General features: G+C 73.1%; 12 protein-coding genes. 8 read left to right on the forward strand and 4 right to left on the reverse strand.

What is annotated here, in order from left to right; genetic code table 11:
- Window positions 1–73: 73 nt before the first annotated feature.
- Both MICAU_RS00390 and MICAU_RS00395 read left to right on the forward strand, forming a co-directional pair.
- The gene (locus MICAU_RS00390; RefSeq protein ID WP_013283288.1) at window positions 74–1,222 is read left to right on the forward strand and encodes an acyl-CoA dehydrogenase family protein; all 1,149 of its coding nucleotides are present in this window, start codon (window positions 74–76) and stop codon (window positions 1,220–1,222) included.
- Window positions 1,223–1,322: 100 nt separating this feature from the next.
- A complete protein-coding gene (locus tag MICAU_RS00395) occupies window positions 1,323–3,860 on the forward strand; it encodes an ATP-binding protein (RefSeq protein WP_013283289.1) in 2,538 nt (845 codons plus the stop codon).
- A gap of 281 nt (window positions 3,861–4,141) precedes the next feature.
- On the opposite strand, the gene MICAU_RS00400 is transcribed toward MICAU_RS00395, so the two are convergent.
- Window positions 4,142–4,633: a MarR family winged helix-turn-helix transcriptional regulator gene (locus MICAU_RS00400; protein ID WP_013283290.1), complete on the reverse strand. Its 492-nt coding sequence runs from the start codon at window positions 4,631–4,633 to the stop codon at window positions 4,142–4,144.
- 101 nt (window positions 4,634–4,734) lie between these two features.
- Here MICAU_RS00400 and MICAU_RS00405 point away from each other — a divergent pair, with 101 nt between their 5' ends.
- Both MICAU_RS00405 and MICAU_RS00410 read left to right on the forward strand, forming a co-directional pair.
- Complete coding sequence (locus MICAU_RS00405; protein WP_013283291.1) at window positions 4,735–5,316, forward strand: YceI family protein; 582 nt, start codon at window positions 4,735–4,737, stop codon at window positions 5,314–5,316.
- Window positions 5,317–5,568: 252 nt separating this feature from the next.
- Window positions 5,569–7,047 (forward strand): glutamate-cysteine ligase family protein, encoded by a 1,479-nt coding sequence (locus MICAU_RS00410; protein WP_013283292.1) that lies wholly within the window; start codon window positions 5,569–5,571, stop codon window positions 7,045–7,047.
- A 204-nt stretch (window positions 7,048–7,251) separates the two neighbouring features.
- Here the strand turns inward: MICAU_RS00410 and MICAU_RS00415 are convergent, their stop codons facing one another.
- Complete coding sequence (locus MICAU_RS00415) at window positions 7,252–8,640, reverse strand: hypothetical protein (RefSeq protein ID WP_013283293.1); 1,389 nt, start codon at window positions 8,638–8,640, stop codon at window positions 7,252–7,254.
- Window positions 8,641–8,743: 103 nt separating this feature from the next.
- Here MICAU_RS00415 and MICAU_RS00420 point away from each other — a divergent pair, with 103 nt between their 5' ends.
- Together MICAU_RS00420 and MICAU_RS00425 are read left to right on the forward strand one after the other, a co-directional pair.
- A complete protein-coding gene (locus tag MICAU_RS00420; protein ID WP_244879704.1) occupies window positions 8,744–9,415 on the forward strand; it encodes a PASTA domain-containing protein in 672 nt (223 codons plus the stop codon).
- 97 nt (window positions 9,416–9,512) lie between these two features.
- Window positions 9,513–10,367 carry a PASTA domain-containing protein gene (locus MICAU_RS00425; RefSeq protein WP_013283295.1) on the forward strand — a complete coding sequence of 285 codons (855 nt, stop codon included), beginning with the start codon at window positions 9,513–9,515 and terminating at the stop codon, window positions 10,365–10,367.
- 3 nt (window positions 10,368–10,370) lie between these two features.
- Here MICAU_RS00425 and MICAU_RS00430 read toward each other — a convergent pair whose 3' ends face one another.
- Window positions 10,371–10,838 (reverse strand): hypothetical protein, encoded by a 468-nt coding sequence (locus MICAU_RS00430; protein ID WP_157547430.1) that lies wholly within the window; start codon window positions 10,836–10,838, stop codon window positions 10,371–10,373.
- A 98-nt stretch (window positions 10,839–10,936) separates the two neighbouring features.
- The gene (locus MICAU_RS00435; RefSeq protein ID WP_013283297.1) at window positions 10,937–11,224 is read right to left on the reverse strand and encodes a hypothetical protein; all 288 of its coding nucleotides are present in this window, start codon (window positions 11,222–11,224) and stop codon (window positions 10,937–10,939) included.
- Between the two features lie 626 nt (window positions 11,225–11,850).
- Between MICAU_RS00435 and MICAU_RS00440 the strand changes: the two genes are divergently transcribed.
- Together MICAU_RS00440 and MICAU_RS00445 are read left to right on the forward strand one after the other, a co-directional pair.
- Window positions 11,851–12,732 carry a helix-turn-helix domain-containing protein gene (locus MICAU_RS00440; protein ID WP_013283298.1) on the forward strand — a complete coding sequence of 294 codons (882 nt, stop codon included), beginning with the start codon at window positions 11,851–11,853 and terminating at the stop codon, window positions 12,730–12,732.
- Window positions 12,702–12,923, forward strand: coding sequence for a DUF397 domain-containing protein (locus MICAU_RS00445; RefSeq protein WP_013283299.1), 222 nt, complete (start codon window positions 12,702–12,704; stop codon window positions 12,921–12,923). The genes MICAU_RS00440 and MICAU_RS00445 overlap by 31 nt, the downstream gene beginning before the upstream one ends.
- Window positions 12,924–12,991 lie beyond the last annotated feature (68 nt).

Consider the following 12,991-nt stretch of genomic DNA (forward strand, 5'->3'; position numbering starts at 1 on the left):
GGCCCCTCCTAACGCTTCAGCCGCTCCCGGCGTCACGAGCGCCCGGCGGCCCGCCCTTTCCAGGAGGATCGACATGGACTTCCGGCTCGACGAGGAGCAGCAGGCGCTGCGGGAGAGCGTCCGGGAATTCGCCCGCGAGGTGGTCGCGCCCACCATCGCCGAGCACTACGAGCAGCACACCTTCCCGTACGAGATCGTCCGTCAGATGGGCAAGATGGGCCTGTTCGGGCTGCCCTTCGCGGAGGAGCACGGCGGCATGGGCGGCGACTACTTCGCGCTCTGTCTGGCGCTGGAGGAGCTGGCTCGGGTCGACTCCAGCGTGGCGATCACGCTGGAGGCGGCGGTGTCGCTCGGCGCGATGCCGATCTACCGCTTCGGCACCGAGGAGCAGAAGGCGCAGTGGCTGCCGAAGCTGCTCAGCGGTGAGGCGCTGGCCGGGTTCGGGCTCACCGAGCCGGGCACCGGCTCGGACGCGGGCGGCACCCGGACGCGCGCGGTCCTGGACGGCGACGAGTGGGTCATCAACGGCTCGAAGGCGTTCATCACCAACTCCGGCACCGACATCACCGCGCTGGTCACAGTCACCGCCGTCACCGGTACGCGGCCGGACGGCGGCAAGGAGCTGTCCACGATCATCGTGCCGTCCGGTACGCCCGGCTTCACCGTCGCGCCCGGCTACTCGAAGGTCGGCTGGAATGCGTCGGACACCCACGAGCTGACGTTCGACGACTGCCGGGTGCCGGCGGCCAACCTGCTCGGCGAGCGCGGCCGGGGCTTCGCCCAGTTCCTGCGCATCCTGGACGAGGGCCGGATCGCCATCGCGGCGCTCGCCGTCGGCCTGGCCCAGGGCTGCGTGGACGAGTCGATCAAGTACGCGAAGGAGCGCCAGGCGTTCGGCCAGCCGATCGGCAACTACCAGGCCATCCAGTTCAAGATCGCGGACATGGAGATGAAGGCGCACACGGCCCGGCTGGCCTACTACGACGCGGCCGCCCGGATGCTCGCCGGCGAGCCGTTCAAGCGCCAGGCGGCCATCGCCAAGCTGCACGCCTCCACAGTCGCTGTGGACAACGCCCGCGAGGCGACGCAGATCCACGGCGGGTACGGCTTCATGAACGAGTACCCGGTGGCCCGCTTCTGGCGCGACTCCAAGATCCTGGAGATCGGCGAGGGCACCAGCGAGGTGCAGCGCATGATCATCGCCCGCGATCTCGGCATGTGAGGACGCCCGGAACCGCGCCCTGTCGGATATCGGCAGTGGACGGTCGGGTGGTTGACGATGGGCTGTGGAGCGTCGGAGTCCATCCGTAATCTTCGTGCCCATGACTCCGGATCATGACCGTGCGCGGGGCCCAGGCGGTCGTACCGGTCTGGCCGACCTGCTGCGCGGGCACCGGCTCGCCGTCGGCCTGACCCAGGCCGAGCTGGCGGGCCGGGCCGGCGTGGGCGTACGGACGGTCCGCGATCTGGAACGGGGGCGGGCCACCCGGCCCCAGCGCACCACAGTCGACCTGCTGGCCGACGCGCTCGGCCTGAGCGGTGACGAGCGGCGGGAGTTCGTCGACACCGCCCGGCCCGCGGCATCCCGCCTCCCCGCAGCCGGTGCCGCCGCCGACGATCCGCCGGTGGCGCTGCCCCAGCCCGTACCGCTGCTCGGCCGGGAACGGGACGTGGCGGAGGTGTCCGGGCTGCTCGACGCGTACCCGGTGGTGAGCCTCGTGGGGCTCGCCGGGGTGGGCAAGACGGCGCTGGCCGTCACCGTCGCGCACGCGGTGGCGGCCCGCCACCCGGCGGGCGTGGCCGGGGTGCTCGTGGGCGAGGGCTCGGACGCCGCCGACGTGCTCGCCGCGTCGGCGTCGATGTTCGGCGTGAACCGGCTGGCCGACCTGTCCTGCCGGATCGGCGACCGGCGGGCGCTGCTGCTCGTCGACGCCGTCGACCGGGCGCCGGAGCCGGTGGCCGAGGCGCTCCGCGTCCTGACCGCCGCCGTGCCGACGCTGCGGGTGCTGGTGACCGGCCGCCGCCCGGTCGGCCTGGCCGGCGAGATGGTCCGGCCGGTCGCGCCGCTCGACGTACCGCCGGCCGGCACCGAACCCGCCGACCGGGCCGGCCTGGACCGCTGGCCGGCGGCGGCGCTGTTCGCCGCCCGCTTCGCCCAGGCCCGCCGGGAACCACCGACCCCGGCCGAGCTGCCGGCACTCGCCGCGCTCGTGCGCCGGCTCGGCGGACTGCCGCTCGCCATCGAGCTGATGGCGGCACGGGGACGCATCCTCGACGTCACCGAGCTGCTCGACCGCTACGGCGACCGCGTCCTGGACCTGACCGGCGTACGCCCCGGCTGGGAGCCCGCCGACCCGTCCGCCGGCACTGTGACGCTGCGCGACGCCGTGGCGACCAGCTATCACCTGCTCGCCAGCGCCGACCGGGCGGCGCTGCGGCGGCTGTCCGCGTTCCGTAACCGCTGGTCGGTCGAGCTGGCCGAGGATCTGCTCGCCGACGGCGGCCGGCGGTGGGACGCCGCGCCGATGCTGGACCGGCTGCGCGAGCTGGGCCTGCTGAGTGTCAGGGGCACCGGCCCGTTCCGGTTCCGTCTGCTGGACGCGGTCCGTGACTTCGCCGCGGAACAGGCCGACCTGGAGGGCGAGACCGCCCGGATCCGGATGCGGCACGCCGCGGTGATCGCCGGTCTGGTCCACCGCACCGCGCCGGGGCTGGTGGGCGCACAGATGTCCGGCGCGGTGCACGTGCTCGACGAGGCGACGAGCGACATCACCGCCGCGCTGGCGTACGCCGCCGAGCACGCGCCGGAGACCGCGCTCCTGCTCGCCGCCTCACTGCCCCGATGGTGGCGGCTGCGCGGGCGGGACGTGTCCGGCCGGCGCCGGCTGCGGCGGCTGCTCGCCGATCCGCGTACCGCTGGTGCCCGGCCCACGCTGCGGGCCTGGGCCATGCTCGGCGCGGCCCGGCTCGCCGCCGAGCACGGCGCGGGCGCGGAGGAACTCCCGGCGGCCCGGGCCGCCCTGGTCGTCTTCGCCGAGGCGGGCGACGTGACCGGCGAACTGTCCGCCCGGTCCGTGCTCTGCGCGCTGCTGCTCGGGCTCGGCGCGCACGACGAGGCCCGCGAGCAGGCCGAGGCCGCACTGGCCTCGGCCACCCGGCACCACCGGGTACGCGAGATGGCCGTCGCCCAGGCGCACCTGACCTGGCACGACGTACGCGAAGGTCGGCTGGCCGGTGCCCGGCGGCGGCTGGCGACTGTCGACCGCCTGGCGGCACAGTGCGGTGACCAGCGCCTGCGTGTGCTGGCGCGTGCCGATCAGGCCGAGCTGACCCGCCTGGAGGGCCGATACGCCGAGGCGGTCGAGCAGGGTCGCCGGGTGGCGGCCGCGCTCGCGGAGCTGGGTGATCCCGGGCGGCGGCGCCGGACGGTCGGCGCGGTCGGGCTGGCGCTCGCCCACGCCGGGCGCACCGACGAGGCGCTGGCCACGATCGCCGAGCTGTGGCCGTCGGGAGTGGTGCCGGGTCGGCGCCGTCCACCGGCCGTGGAGATGCTCGATCCGCCGGGCCCGGGTGGGGACGCGCGCACCGAGGACGCGCTGCGCGGGTTGATCGAGGGGCACGTGGCGCTGCACCGGGGAGACCGGGAGCTGGCGGCGGAGTGGTTCGCCGCGGCTGCCGACGCGGCCGAGGGTGTCGCCGATCGGCGGGATCTGGTCGAGGCGCTGGTGGGGCTGGCGGTCAGCACCGCTGATCCGGCCGTGCTGGATCGGCTGGACGCGGCGCGACAGGTCACCGGCGTCAGCCTGCTGCCGCAGGAGGAGGAGTTGCTGTTCTCCCTGACGGCCCGACGGGGGCGATGAGCGTCTTGTCGTCACCCCGGTCGATCGCGGTGGCCGCACTGCGCGTCGGCCGGCACGGGAGGGGCGGAGGGCGCGGGGGTGGCGCGAGCGAAGTAGCCCCCTGGTACTGCCCCTCGCTCCACGCTCGCGCCAGCACCCCCCGGTGCCCCCCGCTGCCGGAAGACTACCGAGGTCGGACGACCGATTCGCGAATATGTGGACCGCTTTGTCCGGCCGTTCGGGCGGTTCTGCCGGTCATTCTGCCGGTGACCGGCAGGTAGTGCCCGGCAGGTCGCGGACCGTCAGGCGGCGTCCTCGACCGGCTCGGTGCTGCCGGCGGTGGCGCCCGGATGGACCGCGTCGCGTACCCGGCGCAGCCCGTCCAGCAGCCCGTCGAGCTGCGCCGGGTCGAGCTGGCTGGTGAACCACTGCTCGATGATCCGCAGATGGCCGGGAAGGACGTCGTCCAGCCGGCTGAGCCCGGCGGTGGTCACCACCGCGAAGGAACTGCGCCGATCGGACGGGCAGGCACGCCGGCAGATCAGCCCGTCCCGCTCCATCCGGTCGACCACGCGGGTCACGCCGCTGGTGGAGAGCGAGGTCTGCGCGGCCAGGTCAGTCATCCGCAGCTGGTTGTTGGGTGAGCGGGCGAGCCGGGTCAGCACCTCGAACTCGACCGGGGAGAGGCCGTGCTCCTCGAACTGGGCGGCGAACCGGGCGGCGAGCCCGGCGTGCGCCTCGACGAGCAGGCCGACGGCGGTGATCCGGGGGTCGTCGAACACGTTCTGGTCCACGCCACCATCCTAGCAACACTTGACACGGGGAATATTGTCTCAACTATAGTTGCTCAGTCAGTCGTTGGGCTCCTAAACATTCTTCTCCGGAGGAGAGCATCATGACCAGCAGCACCGAGGCGACTACCCGCGACTGGGAGGGTCTCACCATCCCCACCCCCGGCACCTACGTGCTGGACGCCGCGCACAAGCGTGTCGGCTTCGTCGCGCGGCACATGATGGTCAGCAAGGTACGCGGTGAGTTCGCGGACGCCACCGCCACCATCACCGTCACCGACGACCCGATGCAGTCCTCGGTCACCGCCAGCATCCAGGCGGCCAGCATCAACACCGCCCAGGCGGACCGCGACGCGCACCTGCGCAGCCCGGAGTTCCTCGACGCGGAGCAGTTCCCGACGCTGGAGTTCCGCAGCACCGAGGTGAAGTCCCGCGAGGGCAACGAGTTCGTGCTCGTCGGCGAGCTGACCATCAAGGGCGTGACCCGTCAGGTCGAGCTCGAGGTGGAGTTCGAGGGCGTCGGCCGCAGCCCGTTCGGGCAGGACATCTTCGGCTTCTCCGCCTCCACCGAGATCGACCGGGAGGACTTCGGTCTGACCTGGAACGTGGCGCTGGAGACCGGTGGCGTCCTGGTCGGCCGCAAGGTCAAGATCGAGATCGAGGGTGAGGCCATCCGCCAGGGCTGAGCCCGGCACAGGCCCGCAGGGCCCGCACCGTCCCCGACGGTGCGGGCCCTTCTCGCGTACGCCCCGGCGGTGCGATCGTCACGTGAAGTTCTCCGCACTGACGCGCTGGTGACGGCGGTGACGGGGTACAGGTGCAGACCTGTCGCCCGTCCAGCCGGGTGGCGGGGCGGGCGCACTTACGCCCACCACGTGAATGGTTCACAATGCGTTGCGGAACGGTACGGTTCCGTCGCACCGGCGCCGGGAGGACACATGGGCAGAGACGTCGAGCAGGGCGCCTTCTCCCGCGAGGATCGGGTCCGCTACCGGCAGAAGGTCCGACGGTGCCTGGACGTGTTCGCGCTGATGCTCGACGACTTCGGCTTCGACGCCGACCGCCCGATGACCGGGCTGGAGATCGAGCTGAACCTGATCGACGCGGCCGCCGAACCGGCCATGCGCAACGACCAGATCCTCGCCGACATCGCCGACCCGCTGTTCCAGACCGAGCTGGGGCAGTTCAACCTCGAACTGAACGCCTCGCCCCGGCTGATCGAGGGCAGCGGCTTCGCCGACTACGAGCAGGACCTGCGCAGCAGTCTCAGCCGCGCCGACGAGCGGGCCGCCAAGTCCGACGCGACGATCATGATGGTCGGCATCCTGCCCACGCTCACCGAACGCCACCTGGTCGCCGACAACCTCTCCACCAACGAGCGGTACCGCGTCCTCAACGACCAGATCGTCGGCGCCCGCGGCGAGGACATCGAGCTGGACATCAACGGCGTCGAGCGGCTGCGTACGCACACCGACTCGATCGCGCCGGAGGCTGCCTGCACCAGCCTCCAGTTCCACCTCCAGGTCGCGCCGGACAGCTTCGCCGACTACTGGAACGCCTCCCAGGCCATCGCGGGCGTGCAGGTCGCCGTCGGTGCCAACTCGCCGTTCCTCTACGGCCGGCAGCTCTGGGCGGAGACCCGGATCGCGCTGTTCCAGCAGGCCACCGACACCCGCCCGGACGAGCTGAAGGCCCAGGGGGTACGGCCCCGGGTGTGGTTCGGCGAACGCTGGATCACCTCGATCTTCGACCTGTTCGAGGAGAACGTCCGCTACTTCCCGCCGCTGCTGCCCATCTGCGAGGAGGAGGACCCGGTCGAGGTGCTGCACGCCGGTGGCGTGCCCACGCTCGGTGAGCTGCGGCTGCACAACGGCACCGTCTACCGCTGGAACCGGCCGGTCTACGACATCATGAACGACCGCCCGCACCTGCGGGTGGAGAACCGGGTGCTGCCCGCCGGCCCGACAGTGGTGGACATGCTCGCCAACGCGGCGTTCTACTTCGGGCTGGCCCGCGGCCTCGCCGAGTCGGACCGTCCGATCTGGAGCCAGTTGACGTTCAGCTCGGCGGAGGAGAACTTCCACGCCGCCGCCCGGCGCGGCATCGAGGCGGTCCTGCACTGGCCCCGGCTCGGGGACGTGCCGGTCACCACGCTCGTACTCGACACGCTGCTGCCGGTGGCCGCGCAGGGGCTGGACCGGTTCGGTGTCGCCCCGGCCGAGCGGGACCGCCTGCTCGGCGTGATCGAGGGCCGCTGCCGTACCGGCCGCAACGGTGCGGTCTGGCAGACCGAGACGGTGTGGGCGGCCGAGCGGAGCCGGGGCCTGGACCGGGAGGCCGCGCTGCACCACATGGTCCAGCGGTACGCCGAGCTCCAGCGCGGCAACGAACCCGTCCACACCTGGCCCGTCGACTGACTCCCGCTGCGGCCCTCGCCCTGGCTCGCCTGCGGCCCGGCCGGCCGCGAACGCGCGGGCGCTGGCCCGCGCCTCGTCGATCTTGGAGTTATGGCGCCTCGAATCTTCCGAATGGGAGTTTTGTGAGGTGCCACAACTCCAAGATCGACGCGAGTGGGCGGTGGCTCAGCGGCCGAGGTGACGCGCGGGCTGGGCGGGTGGGGCTCAGCGACCCCGGCGGCGGGTGGTCTCGGTGGGCGGCGGCGGATCGGCCTGGCCTGACGAACCGGCCTGGCCTGACGAACCGGTCTGGCCCGGCGAGGCGGTCGGGGACGAGGAGTCGCCCTGCGGCGAGGCCGTCGTGCTTCGCGGGTTCGGCTCGTCGGCGGTTGAACCCTTGTCGTGCGAGCCGGCCTGCGTGGGTGACTCGGGTTGCCGCTGCGGTGGCACGGCCCGACCTCGACGGCCGGTGGTGGACCGGGTGGCACGTCCCCGATCCGTCTCCGTCCGGCCGGACGTCACGCCCGGCCCGTCGTCCACTGCCGCATCCCGGAGCGAACCGGCCGACGCGTTCGGCTCCGTGTCCGGCAGAGTCGTCCGGCCGGAGAGATCCGACGCCGACCGATCCGACGTCGATCCTCCGTCCGGCTCGGCCGTGTCCTCGCCGATCGCGGGCTCCCCGTCGACGGAGTCCGGCTCGCCGGTGCGCTGGCGGGGCACTGTCACCCGCTCGGCGCTCCGGCGCTCGGCGCGCTGAGCCAGCGCGGCCATCACCATCGAGCCGCCGACGCCGGCGATCACCGCGTACGGGGCGATCAGGTGGGCCGACAACTGTTCCGCCGCGATCCCGGCCAGGCGCGGCACGGCAAGCAGGTACGCCAGCGCGACGAGCAGCGGTCCGGCCGCCCCGGAGGCCGCCGCGCCGACCCGGATCTCCGGTGCGCGGGCGGCTCGGCGGGCCGCCACCAGGCCGATCACCAGGGCGGAGAGCACCGACAGCAGCGCACCGGGCCAGTAGAAGTAGTCGCGGATCCAGAACGCGCCACGGTCCGCGCTGATCTGCCAGATGCCGAGCTGGGCGGTGGTCAGGCCACGGCCGGCGATCACCCCGTCGACCACCGACACCACGGCGAGCAGCCAGAGCCAGCCGGTGGTGGCGATCAGGTTGGTGGCGGCGGCGCGGGTGTGCAGCGCCCAGACGGCGAGCAGTACGCCGAGCACCAGCCCCGCGCCCGCGTACGCGGCGGCGACCGCCTGCGGCGAGGAGACGTCCGGCACTCGGGCCGCCCGCGCGGGTACCGCCACCAGCAGGACGGTGACGATCGCGCCGACACCCGCGGCGAGCGCCAGGCCGAGCCGGGGCAGCGTGCCCGGCGACTCGTCGTCGCCACCACGCAGGCGCTGGGCGCAGACCGCACCGACGATGACCGATGTCGCCGCGATCCAGGTCGCCCAGGCGAGGCTCGCTACCCAGGCCGCCTCGGCCCGTACCGCGCCGTCCGGCACCCAGTTGATGATGCCCAGCCCGTACCCGAAACCGAGCTGCGCGGCACCCGCGCCGGCGGCGACGCCGAGCGCGGCGGCTGTCGATCCTCCCCAGCCCCGTCTGACCATGCCGGGGAGCGTAACGTCCCGTGGTCGGCGCGGCGAGTCGTAACGACGGGCCGTGACCGTCAGTGAGCAACGGATACGGTTGTCGATGATCGGGGCGGGGAGCATGACGGACGAGCGGCAACCGGCAGGCGACGGCAGCGGACCGGGGCGAGGCAGGCTGCTCCTCGGCGGTGGTGTGGCAGTGGCCCTGCTGGCCGTGATCGGCGCCAGCGTCGGGTGGATCCTTGCCGGTGAGCCGGAGCGCTCGGCCGCGCCCGGCGACTCCGCACCGCCCGCCGCAGCGTCCACATCGGCCTCCGCGACCACGGCGCCGCCGGCCACCGCCGCCCAACCATCCGGTACGCGCACCAGCGCCCCGGCCGGGCTCACCGTGCCCGAGGTGATGGGCGCCGACTTCGAGCAGGCCCGCCGGGACCTGCGCGAGCGCCGCCTCGGCTGGCGACTGGTCTTCGGTACGGGCACCGGACGCACCGTGGAGCGCACCTCACCGGCTCCCGGCACCCCGGTGAAGCGCGGCACCACCGTCACCGTGTGGGTCTCCGGGCCGGCGCCGGCCGTCACCGTGCCCGACGTGGGCACGCTGTCCTGCTCCGACGCGGCCGACGACCTGGTGGAGGCGGGGCTCTATCCCCGGTACGCCACCGGGCGCCAGGGCCCGGTCACGGCACAGGAGCCGGTGGCCGGCGGTACCGCCCGATGGAACGACCAGGTGACGCTCACCTGCGGCGACAAGGCGTCCGCGCCGCCGACGGTCTCCCTGCCGCCGACGCCGTGACGAGCGCGGCGCGCTGATCCCAGCCGGTGTCGCCGGGGACCGCTACGGTGGACGATCGAGGGCCGTGCGCCCCGTCCCGGTGGGGAAAGGACGTGCCATGAGCGACGACCGTCAGGAACCACCCGCCGGTGACGCGGACGCGACCCGCGCGCTGCCCCCGGATGCCGACGCGACCCGCGCGATGCCGCGCGACGCGGCCGGGCACGACGCCGACGCCACCCGTGCGATGCCGAGGAACGCCGCCGAGGAGGACGTGGAGGCGACCCGCGCCATGCCGCGGAACGCGGGCGACGCCACCCGTCCGCTGCCCGGCGGACCGGCAGGACAGGGCGGGCCGCGCCGTCCCCTCGACGCGACCACCCCGCAGGAACCGGTGGGCGCCTGGTCCGGCCGGGCCGGGGTGCCGCCACCACGTCCGGCGGGCTATCCCGAGCCCGGCAGCGAGTGGTACGGCGACGAGCAGGCCGGGCGCCGCTGGTGGATGCCGATCCTGCTCGGCATCCTGGCGCTGCTCCTGCTCGGGTTGATCGGGGCGGGGGTGTGGCTGGCGCTGCGTGCCGCCGACCGGAACTCCGATCCGGGCCCGCCGGTGCCGAGCGCCTCGGCACAGACGAGCGCCGCCCCGACGACCGCCGCACCGACCAGTGCCGCGCCGAGCAGTTCACCGCCGAGTACGCCGGCCACGACCGCCCCGGTGGAGGTGCCGATGCCGCCGCTGGTGGGGCTGCCGGAGGCGGCTGCCCGGGCGGCGCTCGACCGGCTGGACCTGGACTACCGGGTGCAACGGCGGGCGTCGGACCGCCCGGCCGGCACGGTGATCTCCACCGATCCCGAGGCCGGTTACCCGGTGGGCGAGGACGACCGGGTCACGATCGTGGTGGCCGTACCCGCGCCGCCGACGAGCGGGCCGAGCACTCCGGGCTCCGCCCCGGCGACGACCACGACGCCCTGAGGATCACCACTGGCGTCTGCGGGTGCCGACCAGGCCCAGCCCGGCCAGCGAGATGGCGAGTCCGAGCAGCCCGGAGTAGAACAGCGACCGGCTGAGGTCGTCGGTGGCGCCGGTCGGCCGCTCGGCGAGCGCGCCCTCGCCGCCACCGGCGCCCGCGGCCGGTTCGTCCTCGTCCTCCGCCGGGTCGGCGGCGGCCCAGCCGTCCTCGTCGTCCGACCCGTCCGAGTGGGCGGCATCGGACTCGGCGGTATCGGAGTCAGCCGTGCCGGACTCCGTCCGGCCGTTCTCACCGGCAACGGTGATCTCCGGGGCCGGTACGGGCTCGGCGAGCTGCTGGGTGGCGGAGAAGGCGGGATGACGTACCGCGAGCGCGAGCGCGGTCGCGGTGACGAGGAAGAGGAAGAGCCCGAGGGCATAGCCGATACGGGACCGGTGGTGCCGCCGCGCGGCGGGCAAGTTGACCATGACCATCCCAGGTTCAGGGTCCATGGCGCGCGGGGTGGAACGTGCCGGGGTGGGCGTACCGATTCTATGGCGACGGCACGCCCTCCCGACCGGGAATCGTGAGGTCAGCCGACCCGGACCGGGGTCCGGACCGCCGGGCGGCGAGCCGTCCGCACGGTGTGCTGACGCGGAGCCGGCGCGGCTTGGAGCTGCCGCAACCCCTCCTGGAGTACGAAGATCGACCTCCGGTTGACCGCGTCCCCCGCCGCGTTCAACTCGTAGCCGTCGAGCCAGAGCCAACCGTCGTAGGTCGGCCAGTCGAGCACCCGGATCACCCGGAACATGATCGGTCGGAGGAACTGGACACTCGCCGCGCGAGTCACGTGCAGTACGTCACCGGAGCGGGGAAGCACATGGGCTCCTGGGAAGTCGGCCGGCGGGACCGGCGAGGCTGAACGGGGGTCAGGTGCGGTCCGGTGACGGGGGGTCTGCCTCGTGGACCGGCGGTCGGTGGGTCGGTGCTGGTCGGGCCGTACCCGCGGTGGCGGACCGCCACCCGACCATCACCCGGCTGCTCCCGGTTACCGCTCCCGCCGCCGCAGCCAAGCTGGCGTACAGCGACGGGGTCTTCATTCCGGGGCAGGTCGCAGGGCGCGGGACGGCTCCCCTCCGGCCGTCCCACGGACCGTGGTGCCACCACGCCCGGAGATCAAGCGAAGACGGTGAGTAACCCGTGCCATACGGACAGACTGCATCAGGGACGTGCGACATGCAAGTTGCACGTGGAGTTTTGCTGATAGGTGAGTCGGACACGCAAACGGCGAAACTTGAAGCGTCAGGTATCGGAGCGGCACACTGGACGCCGGTTTCGCCCGTCGCGGCCGGTCGACGACCGGCACCACCCCTGCCGCGAACGCACACCCGCCGCCCGCCGGTCGCGCCCGCGGTGGGAGCCGAACCGGGGCGCGACCGACCGGAGGTAGCCGGGTGACTGTGAAGCGTGGTCCCGCAAGCCGATGGACGGCACCGAGGTGACTCCGTGAGCGAACGGCGCAGCCCGACCATCCGGCGGCGCCGGCTGGGGGCGGAACTCCGCCGGCAGCGGGAGGCGGCGGGCATCACCATCGAAGTCGTCGCCGAGCAGCTGGAGTGCTCGGCCTCCAAGATCTCCCGGATCGAGACCGGCCACACCACGGCGACCCCGCGCGACGTACGCGACATGCTCCGCATCTACGGGGTGGTCGGCGCGGAGAGCGACGAGCTGGTGCAGATCGCCCGGGAGGCCCGGCAGAAGGGCTGGTGGCATCCGTACAGCACGGTGCTCGTCGGCGCGTACGTCGGCCTGGAGGCGGCGGCCAGCTCCATCCGCGCGTACGAGCAGCAGGTGGTGCCGGGTCTGCTGGAGACCGAGGAGTACGCCGGTGCGATGATCCGGGCGGCCCGGCCGGACTTCACCGACGAACAGGTCGACCAACGGGTGCGTGTCCGTCTGGGCCGTCAGTCGTTGTTGACGCAGGACGATCCGGTCGATCTGTGGGTGGTGCTCGATGAGGCGGTGCTGAGCCGGCCGGTTGGCGGCGACGTGGTGATGCGTGGCCAGCTCAAGCGGTTGGTGGAGGTGGCCGAACTGCCGAACGTGACAGTGCAGGTCCTGCCCTTCGAGGTGGGAGCGCACGCCGGCATGGACGGGACCTTCACGATCCTCAGCTTCCCCGAGCCGAGTGATCCCGATGTCGTGTACGCGGAGAACGCCACGGGTGGACTCTTCCTGGAGAAGAGTGACGAACTGCAGAAGTACAGCTTCATCTTCGATCACATTCGAGCAGCGGCCATGCGCCCGGAGGAGTCCATCGCACACATCGCGAAACTGGCAGAGGAGCCACTGTGGAAATGGCGACCAAGGAGTTCCCCGTGGACCTGACGCAGGCGACGTGGTTCAAGAGCTCGAAGAGCGGGCCGAACTGCGACAACTGCGTCGAGGTCGCGTACGTGACCGGGGCGGTCGGGGTGCGGGACTCGAAGGACAAGACCGGCCCGGCTCTGGTCTTCGCACCGGGCGACTGGCACGCCTTCGTCGCCCGCGCCCGGAACGGCGTGTTCGGCCGGAGCTGACCGGCACCGAGATGTGGTCCCGCCCGGCAGCGTCGCCGGGCGGGACCATTCGCGTCCGCGTGCCCGTG

The sequence above is a fragment of the Micromonospora aurantiaca ATCC 27029 genome (assembly GCF_000145235.1).
GTDB classification, from domain to species: domain Bacteria; phylum Actinomycetota; class Actinomycetes; order Mycobacteriales; family Micromonosporaceae; genus Micromonospora; species Micromonospora aurantiaca.

Bases quoted from the DNA above. Each gene is read 5' to 3' on its own strand.
- MICAU_RS00395 (WP_013283289.1), top strand. From the start codon at position 1,323: ATGACTCCGGATCATGACCGTGCGCGGGGCCCAGGCGGTCGTACCGGT.
- MICAU_RS00410 (WP_013283292.1), top strand. From the start codon at position 5,569: ATGGGCAGAGACGTCGAGCAGGGCGCCTTCTCCCGCGAGGATCGGGTC.
- MICAU_RS00415 (WP_013283293.1), bottom strand. From the start codon at position 8,640: ATGGTCAGACGGGGCTGGGGAGGATCGACAGCCGCCGCGCTCGGCGTC.
- MICAU_RS00445 (WP_013283299.1), top strand. From the start codon at position 12,702: ATGGCGACCAAGGAGTTCCCCGTGGACCTGACGCAGGCGACGTGGTTC.
- MICAU_RS00420 (WP_244879704.1), top strand. From the start codon at position 8,744: ATGACGGACGAGCGGCAACCGGCAGGCGACGGCAGCGGACCGGGGCGA.
- MICAU_RS00425 (WP_013283295.1), top strand. From the start codon at position 9,513: ATGAGCGACGACCGTCAGGAACCACCCGCCGGTGACGCGGACGCGACC.
- MICAU_RS00430 (WP_157547430.1), bottom strand. From the start codon at position 10,838: ATGGTCATGGTCAACTTGCCCGCCGCGCGGCGGCACCACCGGTCCCGT.
- MICAU_RS00405 (WP_013283291.1), top strand. From the start codon at position 4,735: ATGACCAGCAGCACCGAGGCGACTACCCGCGACTGGGAGGGTCTCACC.
- MICAU_RS00390 (WP_013283288.1), top strand. From the start codon at position 74: ATGGACTTCCGGCTCGACGAGGAGCAGCAGGCGCTGCGGGAGAGCGTC.